Origin of the sequence: Cellvibrio sp. PSBB006 (assembly GCF_002162135.1) — a bacterium.
Taxonomy (GTDB): Bacteria; Pseudomonadota; Gammaproteobacteria; order Pseudomonadales; family Cellvibrionaceae; genus Cellvibrio.
The window spans coordinates 2692480-2708574 of record NZ_CP021382.1 but is presented as its reverse complement, the minus strand read 5'-3'; the positions used below and the strand labels follow the sequence as shown (position 1 = coordinate 2708574).

At 49.1% G+C, this 16095-nt stretch carries 17 protein-coding genes; 7 read left to right on the top strand and 10 right to left on the bottom strand.

Annotation, left to right across the window (positions count from 1 at the left end; genetic code table 11):
- Positions 1-81 precede the first annotated feature (81 nt).
- Positions 82-1236, bottom strand: a complete 1155-nt coding sequence (locus tag CBR65_RS11315; protein WP_087466949.1) for a PQQ-dependent sugar dehydrogenase — start codon at positions 1234-1236, stop codon at positions 82-84.
- 161 nt (positions 1237-1397) lie between these two features.
- On the opposite strand from CBR65_RS11315, the gene CBR65_RS11310 reads away from it, so the two are divergent.
- Positions 1398-1940 (top strand): thioredoxin family protein, encoded by a 543-nt coding sequence (locus tag CBR65_RS11310; RefSeq protein ID WP_087466948.1) that lies wholly within the window; start codon positions 1398-1400, stop codon positions 1938-1940.
- A 58-nt stretch (positions 1941-1998) separates the two neighbouring features.
- On the opposite strand, the gene CBR65_RS11305 is transcribed toward CBR65_RS11310, so the two are convergent.
- The 4 genes from CBR65_RS11305 to CBR65_RS11290 all read right to left on the bottom strand — a co-directional run bounded on the left by CBR65_RS11305 (position 1999) and on the right by CBR65_RS11290 (position 5058).
- Complete coding sequence (locus tag CBR65_RS11305; protein WP_157672046.1) at positions 1999-2907, bottom strand: NPP1 family protein; 909 nt, start codon at positions 2905-2907, stop codon at positions 1999-2001.
- Positions 2908-3208: 301 nt separating this feature from the next.
- Positions 3209-4456, bottom strand: coding sequence for an MFS transporter (locus CBR65_RS11300; protein WP_232461169.1), 1248 nt, complete (start codon positions 4454-4456; stop codon positions 3209-3211).
- Positions 4457-4514: 58 nt separating this feature from the next.
- Positions 4515-4712: a hypothetical protein gene (locus tag CBR65_RS11295; protein ID WP_198300719.1), complete on the bottom strand. Its 198-nt coding sequence runs from the start codon at positions 4710-4712 to the stop codon at positions 4515-4517.
- Positions 4705-5058, bottom strand: coding sequence for a hypothetical protein (locus tag CBR65_RS11290; protein ID WP_087466946.1), 354 nt, complete (start codon positions 5056-5058; stop codon positions 4705-4707). Before CBR65_RS11290 ends, CBR65_RS11295 begins: the two co-directional genes overlap by 8 nt.
- A 76-nt stretch (positions 5059-5134) precedes the next feature.
- On the opposite strand from CBR65_RS11290, the gene CBR65_RS11285 reads away from it, so the two are divergent.
- From CBR65_RS11285 to CBR65_RS11270, 3 genes are all read left to right on the top strand, one after another.
- Complete coding sequence (locus tag CBR65_RS11285; RefSeq protein ID WP_157672045.1) at positions 5135-5656, top strand: DUF2975 domain-containing protein; 522 nt, start codon at positions 5135-5137, stop codon at positions 5654-5656.
- Positions 5657-5692: 36 nt separating this feature from the next.
- Positions 5693-5875 carry a helix-turn-helix transcriptional regulator gene (locus CBR65_RS11280; protein WP_198300968.1) on the top strand — a complete coding sequence of 61 codons (183 nt, stop codon included), beginning with the start codon at positions 5693-5695 and terminating at the stop codon, positions 5873-5875.
- A 188-nt stretch (positions 5876-6063) separates the two neighbouring features.
- Positions 6064-8334 carry a hypothetical protein gene (locus tag CBR65_RS11270; protein ID WP_157672044.1) on the top strand — a complete coding sequence of 757 codons (2271 nt, stop codon included), beginning with the start codon at positions 6064-6066 and terminating at the stop codon, positions 8332-8334.
- A 51-nt stretch (positions 8335-8385) separates the two neighbouring features.
- On the opposite strand, the gene CBR65_RS11265 is transcribed toward CBR65_RS11270, so the two are convergent.
- A complete protein-coding gene (locus CBR65_RS11265; protein ID WP_087466941.1) occupies positions 8386-9477 on the bottom strand; it encodes a serine hydrolase in 1092 nt (363 codons plus the stop codon).
- A gap of 39 nt (positions 9478-9516) precedes the next feature.
- Positions 9517-9975, bottom strand: a complete 459-nt coding sequence (locus CBR65_RS11260; RefSeq protein WP_087466940.1) for an SRPBCC family protein — start codon at positions 9973-9975, stop codon at positions 9517-9519.
- 258 nt (positions 9976-10233) lie between these two features.
- Here CBR65_RS11260 and CBR65_RS11255 point away from each other — a divergent pair, with 258 nt between their 5' ends.
- Positions 10234-11547 carry a PAS domain-containing methyl-accepting chemotaxis protein gene (locus tag CBR65_RS11255; protein WP_087466939.1) on the top strand — a complete coding sequence of 438 codons (1314 nt, stop codon included), beginning with the start codon at positions 10234-10236 and terminating at the stop codon, positions 11545-11547.
- Between the two features lie 64 nt (positions 11548-11611).
- Here the strand turns inward: CBR65_RS11255 and CBR65_RS11250 are convergent, their stop codons facing one another.
- Positions 11612-12832: an endo-1,4-beta-xylanase gene (locus CBR65_RS11250; protein ID WP_087466938.1), complete on the bottom strand. Its 1221-nt coding sequence runs from the start codon at positions 12830-12832 to the stop codon at positions 11612-11614.
- Between the two features lie 54 nt (positions 12833-12886).
- Positions 12887-13516: a hypothetical protein gene (locus CBR65_RS11245; protein WP_087466937.1), complete on the bottom strand. Its 630-nt coding sequence runs from the start codon at positions 13514-13516 to the stop codon at positions 12887-12889.
- Between the two features lie 69 nt (positions 13517-13585).
- On the opposite strand from CBR65_RS11245, the gene CBR65_RS11240 reads away from it, so the two are divergent.
- Positions 13586-14044, top strand: coding sequence for a MarR family winged helix-turn-helix transcriptional regulator (locus tag CBR65_RS11240; protein ID WP_157672043.1), 459 nt, complete (start codon positions 13586-13588; stop codon positions 14042-14044).
- Between the two features lie 12 nt (positions 14045-14056).
- Here CBR65_RS11240 and CBR65_RS11235 read toward each other — a convergent pair whose 3' ends face one another.
- Positions 14057-14887 carry an AraC family transcriptional regulator gene (locus tag CBR65_RS11235; protein WP_087466935.1) on the bottom strand — a complete coding sequence of 277 codons (831 nt, stop codon included), beginning with the start codon at positions 14885-14887 and terminating at the stop codon, positions 14057-14059.
- A gap of 133 nt (positions 14888-15020) precedes the next feature.
- On the opposite strand from CBR65_RS11235, the gene CBR65_RS11230 reads away from it, so the two are divergent.
- Positions 15021-15953: an alpha/beta fold hydrolase gene (locus tag CBR65_RS11230; protein ID WP_087466934.1), complete on the top strand. Its 933-nt coding sequence runs from the start codon at positions 15021-15023 to the stop codon at positions 15951-15953.
- The last annotated feature ends 142 nt before the right edge of the window (positions 15954-16095 follow it).

Genomic DNA, 16095 nt, shown 5'->3' with positions numbered 1-16095 from the left:
GAAAGCGGAGGTAAGCGCCGGAAGCGTATTCCGGCGCAGGATGCCATAGACAACAATCCGTGGCAGTGTCACCCGTGGTAATTATTTTTTGACGGCGGGTTCAAGGCGAAAAATCTTGCCGTTGCTTTCATCAGAGATGAGATACACAAAACCATCCGGTCCTTGCACCACATCGCGCAAACGTTCGCCCACTTCCTCTTGCAGCAAACGTTCTTCGTGGGTGATCTTGTTGCCATCCAACACCAGTCGGGCCAGTGTTTGTCCGCGCAATGCACTCACCAACAAATTGCCTTTCCACTCGGGAAATTTATCACCGGTATAAAAGGTCATGCCGGCAATCGCGATAGATGGCACCCACTTGTGCAGCGGTTGTTCCATGCCTTCTTTATGCGTGCCGATACCGATCTTGCCGCCACCGTAATTTTCACCGTAGGTAATTACCGGCCAACCGTAATTGTTGCCTGGCTCGTCGAGGTTAATTTCATCACCGCCCTGTGGGCCATGCTCGCCGGTCCAGAGTTTGCCGGTGGTCGGATGCAACGCCGCGCCCTGCACATTGCGGTGGCCGTAAGACCAAATCTCGGGCAAGGCACCTTCGGTTTTTACAAACGGGTTATCTTCCGGCACGCTGCCGTCGGGTTTAATGCGCACGACCTTGCCGTGGTGGTTATCGAGAGTTTGGGCATCGTCCATACGCGCGTAGCGATCACCCAAGGTGATAAACATATTGCCGTCGGGTGTGAACACAATGCGCGAACCGAAATGCGCTGTGCTATCAAACTTGGGCTGTTGGCTGAAGACCACCGTAACATCTTCCAGCGCATCACCTTTCAACACGCCATAAGCAACAGCGGTGCTATTACCTTTACCTTCTTTGGCGGGTTCAGAAAACGCAAAGTACACGCGCTTGCTCGTCGCAAAATCCGGTGCCACGGTGACATCGAGCAAACCGCCCTGGCCGCGCACAATAATATCCGGTAAGCCTTTCAGCGCTGGCCCTTTGGTGCCATTGGCTTCAACGATGCGCATCTGACCGCTGCGCTCGGTGACAATCATCTTGCCGTCCGGCAGAAAATCCAGACCCCAGGGATTCTTTAACCCGTCCGTGACGGTGACGACGCGCAAGGGTGTGGTTTCCGTCTTGACGTTGATGGTTTTGCTGTGCGCCGCACCGGCACCCAGCAGCAGGCCCAATGCTATAGCGAGTAAAGAATAGGGGCGGGTTAGGGTTTTCATTTATCGTCTCCGATGACGGTTGCAGTGATCTGGCAGGTTAACAAAGGCGCGCCGCCGGTCGCAACGGGCGCTGGTTTAAGAAGTGTATAGATACGCATAAACCTCGCACGGCAGATATGCTAGGCTCGCTGTCTTCACCACTCACATGAAAGGAGAAACCAATGGCCCGCACACCGTCTACCATGGTCGCCCTCGGCAGCAATGCGGCTGACTTCCGTTTACTCAATCCTGCCAACAACCAGCAGGTCGCGCGCGACGATCTGTGTAAAAGCAAAGGCTTGCTGGTGATCTTCATGTGCAACCACTGCCCCTTCGTCAAACATATCCTTGATGGCCTGCGTGCATTAGGCCGTGACTACCAAAACAGTGACATCGGCCTTGTGGCCATCAGCTCTAACGACGCACAAAATTATCCCGAAGACGCGCCGGAAAAAATGCCGCAACTTAATCTCGGCATCACTTACCTCTATGACGAGACCCAACAGGTTGCCAAAGCTTACGACGCGGCCTGCACACCGGATTTTTTCTTATACGATGGTGATCTGCAATTGGTTTATCGCGGCCAGTTCGACGATTCGCGTCCGGGCAATGACATACCGGTAACCGGAAAAGATTTGCGTGCGGCGATGGATGCGTTGCTGGAAGGTAAAGACATTTCGGCTGATCAGGTGCCGAGTTTGGGATGTAATATCAAGTGGAAGTAAATGTTGTGATGTTAAAGCTGTATAGATACAGCTTTAACATCAACTGTTGATCTATTTTTTATTCGCTGATTTGCTGGTGAATAGCCGGGTAGTTAGCTTCAAACTCTTTCGCCCGTGTAGCCCACACGTCATCCCAGGAAAACCAGGTGTTGGCCCAAAACGCATCGCTACGCGGAGCGTTGTCATTGGCTTTGTTCAATACTTCCGCATCGTTACGTGTTTTAAAGGTTCCGCTGCCGAAGTTTGAGTTTTCCAATACCAATCGATATTGTCTGTTGGCGTTGTAACGAGTCCATTCATCGTTACTCCATGAAGCCACCGCGCGATAATGGCTCAGGATATTCGGCGCATAAAACTCGCCCCAATTGCCCTGGAATTCAACATTGTTTTTGTCGGTAGCGTTGGCAAAGCGAAATGCGTGAGTGCCCGCACCATCTTTATGGTAAACCACCAATGCATGCGAACCCTGGGTTTGAATCTGGTTCATCGCTCTGGTCGTAAAGTTGCCGTGTGCGCTCACTGACGTATGTGAAACAAATGGAGCCTGATTATTGATTTTTCCCGTCCAAACGATAACCGTTTCTACATCATGGCGATGACCGGCCAGGAAAGAGAAGCCGAGGGCTTGGTCTTTTTCGAAATAGAGTTCATAAAAATGTGCGCAACGTTGGATGGTATTTCCACCTTCGTTTGTTGTACGACACAACTGACGATGGATGGTGTTCGCGTAGTTTTCCCAGCCAGCATCCCGGCAAGCACCCCAGACAGTACCGGTTGCGCCTAGCCCCGGATTCTGCCGCAAATTTTCATAACGATGAAACGGCGTTGCTGCGTAACACCCGTCTGAGTCAAAGTCGAATTTGGGGTGAAAGTTTTGCACCTGCACTTCATTGTATTTGGTAATGGCTGCATCCCAGCGTGGGAACTCATCTGCTTGCACCTGACCGATACCGCAGGTGAGTGCCATGAACAAAATACAACCTGTTGACCGAGAAGTTATTGCTTTTTTTACGCCTGATATAAAAGACATCACACTTTCCTTTTAAAGGTTATGGAATTGGTGACGGCATTCTACAAACGTAATCATGACAACTTGTTGACGGTTGGTTGCGGTTCAGAAGATTGGTATTGCGGAGAAAATTAAGGGAGGGCTCGGCAGTTCAACCGCCGAGTTTTAGAAGTCTTGCGTAAATAAAAAGCGTAATAATTTTTACATCAGCTGTTCATTATAATGTGATAAGTACCGATGACGCACAACGTAGGTCGAATTAGCGCAGCGTAATCCGACAAAACCCCGCCAACCCGAATACCGGGCCAAGCAATAATATAAACGCAGAATCCAATCCGATTTCTTCAAACAAATACGTCGTGATCGTGATCGAAATAATCGTGATAGCAAAACCAATCGAGTTTTGCAGTGCCAACGCACTGCCGACAAAGCGAGGCGGACAAGCTTTTGCGGAGAGCGCTGAAAAATGCGGTGAGTCTGCAATGACAATTGCGCCCCACAGTAGCAGCACAACCAATAACACCCACGCTGGTAAAAATCGCCATCCAAAAAGAAATACTACACCGCACAGGCCAGACAAGGTCAGTGCGCTCGCAGCAACTTTAGCGCTGCCAAAACGCTGTGAAAGCTCTCCGCCGATAATACAGCCAACCGCCCCCATCGCCATAATAAAAAAGGTCAATCCCGCTACGCCGACGAGCCCGAAGGATTCATGCAATTTCAAACTGGAAACATATAGCGGCACAATGGTCCAGAACGCATAAAGCTCCCACATGTGCCCGAAGTAACCGGTCGCCGCGGCTCTGAAATTGTGAATGTTGAATAAGCGATAGGCGTTGAAACGAGAATGATCTGTTACATCAGTTTGTAAATGTTGCTGTTGAGCAACCCGTGGCTTATCACCTAGTAATGCAATTAGCAACGCGCTGATCACCGCGAGTAGGGACGATACTGTAATGATTTCCCGCCAGGGAAGTTCGGCGGCTAACTCGCGCAGCCCATAGGGCAATGCAGTTCCCAGCGTTAGCATCGCGACGAGTAGAGATAGTGCCCATCCAGCTCGCTCCGGTGCCCATTGCACCATGAGCTTCATTCCAATCGGATAGACGCCGGCTAGTGTAATGCCAACAAGGAAACGATAAATAATTCCCTCGGTTAAATCCGCTGCCAACCAGGCAAAGCCCGCATTAAAACCAGCACCCACTAATGCTGAAACCGTAAAGATCACACTGGCTCGAAAACGATCAGCCAGCCCCGACACAGAAATCACTAAGGTGCCGATAATAAATCCCAGTTGCACAGCACTGGTCAGCCAACCTATATCCGTCGGGCTGGCTTGCCACTCTCGCATGAGATCCAGCGCGGCACTGTTCGCGCTGAACCATAAAGAAGTCCCAAATAATTGCGCAAGCGTGATCACAGCAACGGCGTATAAACCAAAACGGTTACGCAGCTGAGCTATAAAACCAGAAGGAGGCAGGTGGTGCTTCATATCTTTTACGGTCACTAATACCACTTCGGCGGGACTTACCCCAGAAGATACCCGGATGAATCTTTCAGCTTACCTATTTTTCCGATACTTCGTTTCGTTCACGCTGATACTCTTCATAAGATTTGTTCGTGCGTTCAATGCATTCATCATAGGCGGGCGGTGGCTCTTTAATACACTCATTGCGCTGATTGATGCGTATATTGTCGTACACCGCTTTGTTGCTACACCCGACCGCGCCCAATATGAGCAATACCATTAATAACTTACTCATGATTGCAGCCTCCACGTTCCTCAAAGTATCGGATCAACACCAGCATGGCATTGTCGCTGCGGTATTGTTCACTCCGTTGCTCCATAAACCGGATAATGGCCGGTACATCAAATAATTCTTTCGGCGCTTTGCAATATACCTTTTGTAGATAGTCCGTCCGTTCATCGAGTGTGGCCAGCAAATCCAGCGCGCCGCCAACATAGGCCTGAACGGTGGGGTGGTCGCTGCATTTCACAGGAGATGATTTACAGATATTGGAAAATTGCTCCATCGTCAGCGCTGTGGCAAGCGGCACGTGCAAAGATAGTAATAGGGTGGCAATGATAGTGAGCAAACGAATAGTCACAGGAAAATCCTCTTGACAAAATTGCTGTAAAACAATAATTTATTATTGCATTGCAATAATGTCAAGCGGAGGATATATGACTCGCCATTTTTCACGCTTAATCGCTCTGGGCTGCATGGCCATACTTATTGCAGCCCCTGTGGCTGCGCTGTATTTCCTGATCGACATAGAACAATTTGCCGTAATGGCCAAAAGCAACCTGAATCTGCCGATACAATGGCAGACAGTCTCTAACATACAGTGGTACGGCTTATGGCTGTTGACCATCTTATATATTGCCACTGGCTTGGCTGGTCTCTTTTTCTTACGTCGTGCGTTCGCCAACTTCGCTAGAGGAGAGCTCTTTAATTACAGCAACAGCCGTGACTTGCGCCTGTTTTCCGTTTTTCTATTCGTGCAGGCACTTGCCAAACCCTTGCATTTTTCGCTCGCCAGTATGTTGTTATCAATGAATCATCCCGCGGGCCAAAAGATGCTTTCGATTTCTTTGGGAAGTGGTGAAATTAACGTGATCGCACTGGCCATGATTCTGTGGGTGATGAGCGACCTGCTGGTAAGCGCCAGCAAGCTCGAAAACGAAAACAAGCAATTCATCTAGGAGTTCGCAGTGCCTATTGTCGTTAACCTGGATGTCATGTTGGCCAAACGCAAAATTCGTGGCAAAGAACTTGCCACGGAGATCGGCATTACCGAACAGAACTTATCGCTGCTGCGTACCGGTAAAGTGAAAGGTGTGCGCTTTTCAACGCTCGAGCAAATTTGCCAAATTCTGGAGTGCCAACCGGGGGATATTCTTGAATATGTTCCGGATGAATAGATAAGTGAAAACGGAAATTATTTTGATGATAGACTTTTTGTTGGTTTTGTTATCCAATCCCACCTCTTCGAAATGCTGCCTCAAGTACTTGGGGCTACGGCATAGTCAATAAACGCCTCACGCTTAACTCATAAAGCGAAATCAAATTAAGAGCCGGTATTCGACCATCGGCAAGAAAGGAGATGTGTATGTATAAAGTTCACCTGGGATTGATGCTTTGCCTGTTCGCGCTTGCAGGTTGCGGGGGTGGTGGTGGCTCTGGCGGTAATGGTGGCGAATCGAGAACAAGCGCATCAGTATCCTCCCTATTAGTGGGTAGTTCATCGTCCAATTTTCCCTCAAGCGCAAATTCATCTATTACCAGTTCTTTGCAAGCTAGCTCGATACCGGCTTCATCCCTGTCGGGGAGTTCGAAAAATTCATCAACCTCGTCATCCAGCGAGCCTGCGAGTTCTACCAGCTCCAGCTCATCATCAATGCCTCTTGTCGATACTCCAGCAAGCGTCAATTTCACCGCATGGATAGGTGAGCAAGATACCATTTTTGAGTTCGATGCTTCTGCTAACGGTATGGAATTTATTGGTACAACGGATGGCGGTTGCGATTACTTGTTTTATCAGGATTGCGATCCCGTAACCCACAGCTGGATACTCGGCAATAAAGCGCGTGATTCCACGCTTGCCATAGGCGGCTATGCGTATTACGCCATCAAAAATGGAACAGAAACATCTGAAGTAGTCCTGCGAACAGACGACCTCCCTGTGCGTCGCGGAGCAGAATCTTTCGCTTTTAATGATAAATTGTGGATTATAGGTGGATATGAAAGTGGAGCGCGGAATGACATCTGGTCTTCTGTCGATGGCGCTAACTGGAAGATCGAATTGGAGCAGGGCGCTTTCTCTGGCCGAGAGTATCATCGGGTTGCTCATTTTAATAATCAATTGTGGCTGATTGGCGGCGATAGCAGCAAAGGACCCACTAATGATGTCTGGTCATCCTCGGATGGCATTAACTGGACATTGCGAAATGCGAATTCGCCGTTCAGTCCGCGATACGGACATGCACTAGTGGCTTTTAATGGAAAGCTGTGGTTAATCGGCGGAGAAGATGATGAGAGCTGGTTTGGCGATATATGGTCTTCATCAAACGGGATCAACTGGGTTCAGGAAACAGATCTCGCTGTATTCGGCGCGCGCACGAGCTTTGAAGTCATTGAATTTGAGGGACAACTTTTACTATCGGGTGGTTATGGAGAGAGTGGCAGAACAAATGATATCTGGACCTCTCTCGATGGCGTCAACTGGTCGCTCGCAATTGAATACGCAAATTTTTCCCGCCGTTATGGCCATGCCATCCACGAAGTTGATGGGAGGTTATGGTTAACAGGTGGTTCTACAGATGATCTTTCCGTGGATGAAATTTGGTGGTCGGACGATGGCGTTATTTGGGAGCAATCAATGGCAACACTTCCTGATACCTATTTCGAGCACAGGGTTCTTACCTTGAATGATCAGCTGTATATGGTTGGGGGATTTCTCCGTAATACCATCTGGAACTCTACCGACAGCCTGACCTGGGAAAATTTGACTTCCCGTACGGTTGTTCCTGATGCATGTCGTTTCTACACCTTCAATGACCAGCTTTATGCAGCTTCTCGTGGCCTTCTTTGGCGAGCAAACGATATAAAAGATTGGGAGCTATTGCCCGCGACAACGCCTTTACCCGCGCAAGGAATCTGTAGTCTCGTTGCTCACGGTGAAAAGCTATATGTCGTCGGTGGCTTTGCGGGACCTGGCGATTTCAGAAGGGATGTATGGTCATCCACAGATGGCGAGACATGGGAACAAATTTTATCGCCCGCACCCTTCTCCTCCCGCGCAAATCAAACCATGGTATCGTTTAACGGCAAGATATGGATGATTGGAGGAAACGACCTCTTTACTACTTTTGAAGAGGTATGGGCCTCAACTGACGGAATTGAGTGGGAGCAAGTTGATTTGCTTGGCCTACCAACATCGAGGATATTTCATAAACAATTTTTTGTTTTCAACGATAAATTATGGTTCATCGGCATTTACGGGACTGCCGAGCAGGAGCTCGTCGCCTATTCAACGGCTGATGGAGTGACCTGGCAACCAGAAGTTTTGAATGATCTGGTCATAACTGGTAATTTTGCAATTACGTTCTATAATCAAAAGCTTTGGTTGTTTAATAGAGGCACAACGCACCGTGCAATTTATTCATCAGTTGACGGAAGCAATTGGACAGCCGAATACGAGAATGTGCCCTTCTGGTTAAGTCATCTCTTTGTTTGGAACGATCAACTGACTGTCATTGGCCAAACGCTGCAACCAGGCGGGAGTTGGCTCTCCGGCGTAAATGATTTATGGATGCAAGACAATGATCTGGAATGGCGTCGTGCATCTGTAGGAAAATTTATCTTTAGGGTAACTGATTAGAATCCGGTCTTGTTGTTGCATTATCCCGTATCTTCCAGGTAGCTATACGTCTCAGAAGATACGGGATCTTGCCGAAGCTCCGCTAATTTTTCCACCCTTCAATACCTGCTCAATCTCATCAATAATTTCCCAGCGCGGCACATCACTACTGTTCGTCAATAAAATAATAGCGTTGTTAGCACTGGGCTCCATCACAAGAACGGATTCATAGCCGCGTATACCACCCATATGGTAAACATAGTCGATCTGATGACGGCGAGTTATGAACCAACCCAAACCAATGCGGGTTTCTTCCCAGGATGTTTTTTCTAAAGGCGTGGTCATTTGTTTATAGGATTTTTTTGACAGAAGTTTAGATGACCTGGTCAAAACTGCCTGGACCCACAAACTTAAATCGTTAACGTTGCTAATTAACCCTTCACTGGGAAAAAACTGTGGATCAAAAGGCCATTGCTGGTCGTGAGGGATAAGCTGCCCGTTCTTAAAAGGTTCCACATCTGGTTGTACGCCGGTCGATCCAGAATAATAACCAGAGCTTTCCATTAACACAGGCTTCAGAATATTGCGTTCGATGTAAATGTGATAGGGCAGCCCGGAAACCTTGGTAATAACCTGGCCGAGCAAATTAAAACCGGTATCGGAATATTGAAATTGAATGCCCGGTTTAGTATCCGGATTCACGGCCAGCACATTTTTAAGATAAGCATTGAACCCGCTGTCCTCACTGAAGGGCTCGGGCCAAACTTTATCCTGCAAGCCGCCGTGATGGGTGAGTAGATGCTGGATGGTAATGTGGTCGTTTTTAAATTCAGGAATATACACAGCAACGTCGTCATCGAGCCTTAGCTTATCTTTTTCCACCAACTGCATGATTGCTTGAGCGGTAAACAGCTTGGTGATAGACGCAATTCTAAAGCGTGTAATGCCGGTTTCAGTTTGCAGAATTTTATCGTTCCGCTGATGTAAGTCAGCGATATACACGATCTTCCCTGACCGTATGACACTGACCGATAAATCGGGAATCTTGTGCTGGTGCATGATGCTTTTTAAAGCCTCTTGCATGGTGTCCGTTTTATCCGCAAATGCCGATGCCGATACACACATAAACACCAGAACTATCGAAACGAGCTTCCGTACTTTCATTGATCCACCTGCCCTTCATATTATGAAGGGCAGATTGTCTCATCCATTATCCGAAATGTCAGGCTCAACCAGTTTGATCAGTTGCTCCAGCGATTCCTGCCAACCCAGATAACACATTTCTGTTGGAATGACGTCGGGGATACCCGCCTGAACAATACTGATTTCCGTCCCACACAAGACTGTTTTGAGGGTAATGGAAACTGTCATTTCTCCGGGCAGATTCTCATCATCAAAACGATCTTTGTGTTGAATGTATTCATTGGGCACCAGTTCAGTATATTCCACCGTAAACGAGTGGCTGCTGCCGGTGCCGAAATTGGTGAACGACATTTTATAGCCGCCGCCGACGCGGACATCCATGGTGTGGATCGTACCGGTAAACCCATAGGGCGGCAGCCAGCGCTCAATAGCACTTTTATCGGTAAACGCCTTATACACGCGCTCGGCGGGCGCCCGCAGCACGCGGTGTAATCGCACAGTGTTTGCTTCATTAGACATAGTAGCCTCCTTAATTTAATGGAATGGTTTCTGGTGTTTTCAGAATAGTTACCAGGATAGTCGAACAGGAAAGCTGGAAATCGACAGGTTACTGGTCCTTGCATAGTTTTTATTTGCTGAATGCCTGATCTATTTCGCGAGATGTGGCGTATAAATCATCATTATTCTTCCCGGGCACGCTTCAAATGTGTTCCGTTAGAAAGCCGCGACGAATAACTCATTGATTTATATGGCCTTTCATTATCTACGGGTAGATCTATGTTCTTTTCGAAAAAGCGAAAGCTTGAGCTGGAAGCCTTGGCTCAGAAGGCCGCTAACACCCAGGATCGGTTAGATAGCATTTCTCGCTGCTGCGCGACCATCAACTTCACCACAGCGGGCGAGGTGTTGGATGCCAGCGAGTCATTCCTCAGCGTGATTGGATATTCACTGAGTGAGGTTAAAGGTCGGCACCATCGCCTCTTTTGTCCACAGGCAATTATTGATTCAAAAGAGTATTCCCTGTTCTGGCAAGATCTCTCAAAAGGCATTGCCAAACGCGGCATCTTTTTGCGGAAGCATAAGAACGGTAAGGATATCTGGCTGGAAGCGACTTACATCCCCATCTATGAAGATGGTGTTTTGGTGCACATCATGAAGATTGCCTACGATGTTACCAGTGTGCAAATGCAGTCAATGGAAAGTAAGGCGCTTATTGACGCTATCCACCGGTCCAGCGCCATCATCGAATTCACGCCCGACGGCACAGTGGCCAACGCCAACGCCAATTTTTTGCAAACAATGGGCTACCGCGATCTCAATGCGATAAAAGACAAACATCACAAAATATTTTGTCCTACGGATTTTTATAACGAGAATCCCAACTTCTGGCGGGAATTAGCCAACGGTAAAATTAAAAATGGCCTTTTCCAGCGGTTAGACAGTCGCGGCAATACCGTGTGGCTGGAAGCAACCTATAACCCGGTGTACAACCACGCGGGAAACATCGTAAAAATTATTAAAGTCGCGAGTGATGTCACGGAGCGTATTGAAAAACAATTGAAGATTCAGAAGGCTGCTGAAGTAGCTTACAGCACCGCCGTAGAAACGGCCCAGGTATCTGAACACGGCGCACAAATTCTGAAAGAAAACCTCAGGAATTCAGAAAAAATATCGGTGGATATAAAACAATCCGCCGAGCGGGTGGAGGATTTAAATAAACAATCGCGCGAAATATCCAAGATAGTCACCACGATAAAATCCATTGCCGATCAGACCAACCTGCTCGCATTAAATGCGGCAATTGAAGCCGCAAGGGCTGGCGACCATGGGCGGGGATTTGCAGTCGTGGCCGACGAAGTCAGAACACTGGCGGCCAGAACCAGCAAATCCACGGAAGAAATTAATCAAATGGTGGACACTAACAGCAACCTGGTTGTGCAAGCGCGCGATAGCATGATTGAAGTCATCACCCAGGCAAACAAAAACGCGGATCTGGTGAACGAAGCCACAGCCATCATCGACGAAATTCTGCGCGGTGCCGAACACGTTTCACAAGTTGCGGTTAACCTGGTAAATAATTCGAGCAGTTAGTTAAACGCACTATGCCGCGTCGCGCGCAGCGCGCGGTATGTGTGCGTGTGGCTGGCTTCAAACCCTACCGCGCATTCACATCCCATTGCACTATGGTTTCGGAAATTAATTTCGCCGCAATCTTGGGATTTTTGTCCTGGTCAAACAAATAGGGATCATTAGGCGTTGCAAACATCCACGGCAAATCTTTGTGCCACGCGTCCTGGTCGTGCAAACCCCAGAACGTAACGCCTTTGCAGGCTTTGATGTCGAGGCAGGCGGTCATGATATCCCGGTAATATTCCGCCTGGGCCAGATGCGGATTTTCTCCATCAGCAAACAGACGAAGGCGCGCATCCAGTTCGGTAATTTCAACATCAACGCCCAAGGCTGACAACCGTTGAATAAACGCTTTGGTTTCTTCACGCGGCGCGAGCGTGAACAACATATGATGCTCCAGGCCCACACCGTGTATCGGCACTCCCTGTGCCTTTAAGCGTTTGACTAACGCGATAAATGCATCGGCTCTGGGCCCGGTGTAGCGATCAAATTGTTCGTTTAAAAATAACCTTGCCTGATTGTCAGCGAGGTGCGCCCGTTTAAACGCATTGGCAATATAATCAGGTCCCAGATTTCGCAAAAACACGTTATCTTCCAGCTCGCCTTGCCCAAACAGCCCCAGGGGCTCGTTCACCACATCCCACTGCGTGATCCTGCCCTGGTAGCGCGTCACCATAGTATCAATATGATGATCCACCAATTCTTGCAACGCCTGACGCTTGTTTGCGTCATCGCGATAGTATGTATCCAGCCAGGTTTGCAAATTTGGTTCTTCATAAATATCACTCAGTTTGCCGAAAACAAGGGCATGGCCGCGGATACGTAAACCTTGATGCAAGGCTTCATCAATAAAGCGATCCGCTTGCGTGAAGTCATAGATTTTCTGATTAATCTCTGTGAGCACAGCGCCAATCTTCAGCGCATTGATCGCGGTATAGGAATTAAATAAATCCGTGAAGGCGTGGTGCTTTATATCGTCAACCGTATAGGTGCCTGCACCCAGATAAAAATCCAATGCCGTTAATGCCGCGCGGGTCTCGGGTGCGATGACTTGAGCTTCCAGTGCAGGTGCCGGCGGTATATTGATGGGCCGCATAAAATAGCCATAAACCACCGCTGCAATAAATAACGCGGCCCCGCCTGCATAACCCAGGTATTTGCCGATGGTGCGGCTGCGTCTAAAACTGATAAGCAGCGCGATCAGAATAACAAGGGCAAGAAAAATTAATGCAATAGTCTGCAACATAGCGTACGTCCAATGTATAAATTTTGAAAAGTCAGGTTAAAAAACCGATGTGTATTAATTGGCTTTTCCAGTGAATAAGCCGTAACAAGTGCGTCCGCACAGGGTCAGCACCAGGACTACTGCCATCACTAACGCCCAGAGATATGTGAGAGCAAATAAAAGGAATTTAATCACCGCAAAGCTGCTATAGGGATAAACCAGAAAATCAGGAAAACTCACCGGCTGTAGCAACAGAATAAAAGACAATAAATTTTCAATCGCATCCGCGACGGCGGCCAAGGGGGCGATAAAACACATCCACGCCGCCACGTTTCGCCAGCGCAGGGCGTTGGGAAATACCCGCACCATGCTATGAAAAATACTTTGGCTTAACGCGAAGAACGCCAGGTAGGTGCAGGCGATAAAGACAAAATCAATGCACTGGGTTGACCAGTAAACCGGCATAGTCCCTTTGTCCAACATCACCTGGTAATAACTTTTTAATTCGGCAGCATCAAACGTCATCTGGCCGACATAAAAAGGTACAGGATATTGCGACGCAACATAGGATGGGTCGAGCCACAGTGTCTGGACTAAACGGGCAACAACGAGCCCGATGAGTGCCATCAGCCACCAGTACCCGACATTGAATTGGCTGGTGAGGCTGCGGTTAACGAAACGGGTGTGGGGGTTAACTATGTCCATATAAGCTCCTAAGGTGTATTCTATGGAATGTATTATTGTATTCCATGGAATATATTGTCAAGAGTCGCTATGAAAATTCCACCATCCTTGCTCGGAGCCGGCGTGCAATGCTTGTCGATTGTTTATCAACAATTGGCCGCCCGCCTCAATCGTCAGCTCGAACCGCTGGGTCTGAATATGACCCAGATTTCATTATTAACTCATCTGGTTCACGCCAATCGCGAAGAAACGGTATTGGGCCTTGCGCAGACCATGCAGATGAATCAACCCGCTGTTACCAAGGCGATTCAGGCAATGGATGTGCGGGGGTGGGTGCAGAAACGAAAGTGTAAAAAAGATGCGCGCGTGAGTTACGTGACCGTCACTGCCGATGGCAAGGATCACCTGAATCGAGCGCAGCAGGCATGCGTGCCGCTGTTGCAGAAAACCTTCAGCGGGTTGGAAGAACAGGAACTGCGGCAGTTGATTGATCTTTTGCAGAAGATCAACAACACGGCCTGGAAGAGTGATCAGCCGTCGGCAGAATAACAAGGCACAAAGCTAATCACCGCGCGCCTGCTTAAGCCACGCCTTCGGCGAAACACCGCATTGCGATTTAAACGCCCGCGAGAGCGCGGACTCGCTGCCGTACCCCGCTTCTTCCGCAATCAACTTAAGCGATTGCCCATTCTTCAACCATTTTTGTACCAGGCCGATGCGCCAGCGTTGCAGATAACTCGCGGGCGTTTCTCCTACGGCTTCGCGAAACAGGTTTGAAAAAACACTGCGCGACATACCCGCAACCGTGGCGAGTGATTCAACGGTCCACTCTTTTTCCGGTTCCTGATGTATCGCCACAATCGCGCGGCGCAATTGCGGATGCGCAAAACCCGCGAGCAGGCCGACCTGGGCGCTGCCGTTTTCCATCAGTTGCCGCAAGAGTTGAATCAATACCACTTCAAACAGCCGATCCAGCAGCGCTTGTCGGCCGCAATTCCTGGCCTCGGCTTCGGCAAACAACAGCGTCAGTACCGACACGCTGTCGGGCAATTGTGACAGCGGGATGCACACGCAGGCGGGCAGGGCATTGGCGAGGGGATTCGCCGCACCGCCCTCAAACGCGATGTGCGCACACACAAAATCGGCACCCTGTTCGGCATGGGTCACAAACCGGTGTGCGGTGGGGCGCGGATAAAACAACAAGGTCGGCTCCTGAAGGTCATGGGCTTTGGTGTTGCCATGCCAGACCTCTGCCTTTCCCTCCTTCAACAGATGCAACTGACCATAGGGATCTGTCCCGTCCAGCGTGTTAACTCCGCACAGCGGGCCGGATTGGAAGGTGCGGGCACTGACTGAAAAGTGGCCCAGCAAGGCAGCGAGTCGATCAACCATAAAATACGATCCGTCAAAAATTGAAGACAAACTGTATCAATTCGTATGGGGGATTGCTAGACAATGCTCCTCGTCAACACAAAACAGCGTGTACCCAAACCCAACATTTAACTCACTGATAGGAAGCAAAGTCATGAATAAATTTACGCGTACCCTCATCGCCACCTTAGCCGTTGCCGCGTTGCCGCTCGTCTCTATCGCCGCCGAGGCATCAAGCAAGGTTGTCCATACCGCCAGCACCGTCACCACGCAAGACGGCGTAGAGCTGTACTACAAAGACTGGGGCCCCAAAAATGGCCAGGTCGTGATGTTCAGCCACGGTTGGCCGCTTAACTCCGACAGCTGGGAGTCGCAGATGCAATTCCTCGCCGAGAAAGGCTACCGCGTCATCGCCCACGACCGCCGTGGTCATGGCCGCTCAAGCCAGCCCTGGGACGGTAACGACATGGACCATTATGCCGACGATTTATCTGCCGTGATCAAAGCCCTCAAGGTAAAAGATGTAACTCTGGTAGGCTTCTCCACCGGCGGCGGCGAAGTGGCACGTTACATCGGTCGGCACGGCACCAAACTCGTGAAAAAAGCTGCACTGATCAGCGCCGTACCGCCGATCATGGTGAAGACCGAGTGGAATCCCAATGGCGTGCCTATGTCGGTGTTTGATGGCATCCGTGAAGCATCAAACAAAGACCGCTCGCAACTGTATCTGGACATCGCCTCCGGCCCCTTCTTTGGTTTTAACCGCGAAGGCGCGAAACCTTCACAAGGCATGATCCAATCCTTCTGGAGACAAGGCATGATGGCCGGTGCAAAAAATACCTACGACTCCATCGCCGCCTTCTCAGCAACGGATTTCAGAGAAGATTTAGCAAAATTTGATGTGCCAACCCTGGTAGTACACGGCGACGACGATCAACTCGTACCGATTGAAACCACCGGCAAAGCCTCAGCCGCGTTGATCAAGAATTCAAAACTGATCATCTACAAAGGCGCCCCGCACGGATTGGCAGATACGCATAAGGAACAGTTGAATCAGGACTTGTTGAATTTTTTGCAAGCCAAATAAGTCGATAGGTGTAAACGAAAAAGCCGGGGCGAAAGCTCCGGCTTTTTCAATTCTCCTGCGTGATCATGGCGATTGGACATCACACCTTCAGGGATAAAACATGTAAACGATTTTTGGGTAAGATGCTTCATACCACCGTGAA

What these genes read in the sequence shown, in the direction of transcription:
- CBR65_RS11240 (WP_157672043.1), top strand. Translation starts at nt 13,586, where the DNA reads ATGAAAATTCCACCATCCTTGCTCGGAGCCGGCGTGCAATGCTTGTCG.
- CBR65_RS11245 (WP_087466937.1), bottom strand. Translation starts at nt 13,516, where the DNA reads ATGGACATAGTTAACCCCCACACCCGTTTCGTTAACCGCAGCCTCACC.
- CBR65_RS11315 (WP_087466949.1), bottom strand. Translation starts at nt 1,236, where the DNA reads ATGAAAACCCTAACCCGCCCCTATTCTTTACTCGCTATAGCATTGGGC.
- CBR65_RS11270 (WP_157672044.1), top strand. Translation starts at nt 6,064, where the DNA reads ATGTATAAAGTTCACCTGGGATTGATGCTTTGCCTGTTCGCGCTTGCA.
- CBR65_RS11250 (WP_087466938.1), bottom strand. Translation starts at nt 12,832, where the DNA reads ATGTTGCAGACTATTGCATTAATTTTTCTTGCCCTTGTTATTCTGATC.
- CBR65_RS11265 (WP_087466941.1), bottom strand. Translation starts at nt 9,477, where the DNA reads ATGAAAGTACGGAAGCTCGTTTCGATAGTTCTGGTGTTTATGTGTGTA.
- CBR65_RS11260 (WP_087466940.1), bottom strand. Translation starts at nt 9,975, where the DNA reads ATGTCTAATGAAGCAAACACTGTGCGATTACACCGCGTGCTGCGGGCG.
- CBR65_RS11295 (WP_198300719.1), bottom strand. Translation starts at nt 4,712, where the DNA reads ATGAGTAAGTTATTAATGGTATTGCTCATATTGGGCGCGGTCGGGTGT.
- CBR65_RS11285 (WP_157672045.1), top strand. Translation starts at nt 5,135, where the DNA reads ATGACTCGCCATTTTTCACGCTTAATCGCTCTGGGCTGCATGGCCATA.
- CBR65_RS11280 (WP_198300968.1), top strand. Translation starts at nt 5,693, where the DNA reads ATGTTGGCCAAACGCAAAATTCGTGGCAAAGAACTTGCCACGGAGATC.
- CBR65_RS11255 (WP_087466939.1), top strand. Translation starts at nt 10,234, where the DNA reads ATGTTCTTTTCGAAAAAGCGAAAGCTTGAGCTGGAAGCCTTGGCTCAG.
- CBR65_RS11235 (WP_087466935.1), bottom strand. Translation starts at nt 14,887, where the DNA reads ATGGTTGATCGACTCGCTGCCTTGCTGGGCCACTTTTCAGTCAGTGCC.
- CBR65_RS11305 (WP_157672046.1), bottom strand. Translation starts at nt 2,907, where the DNA reads ATGGCACTCACCTGCGGTATCGGTCAGGTGCAAGCAGATGAGTTCCCA.
- CBR65_RS11230 (WP_087466934.1), top strand. Translation starts at nt 15,021, where the DNA reads ATGAATAAATTTACGCGTACCCTCATCGCCACCTTAGCCGTTGCCGCG.
- CBR65_RS11310 (WP_087466948.1), top strand. Translation starts at nt 1,398, where the DNA reads ATGGCCCGCACACCGTCTACCATGGTCGCCCTCGGCAGCAATGCGGCT.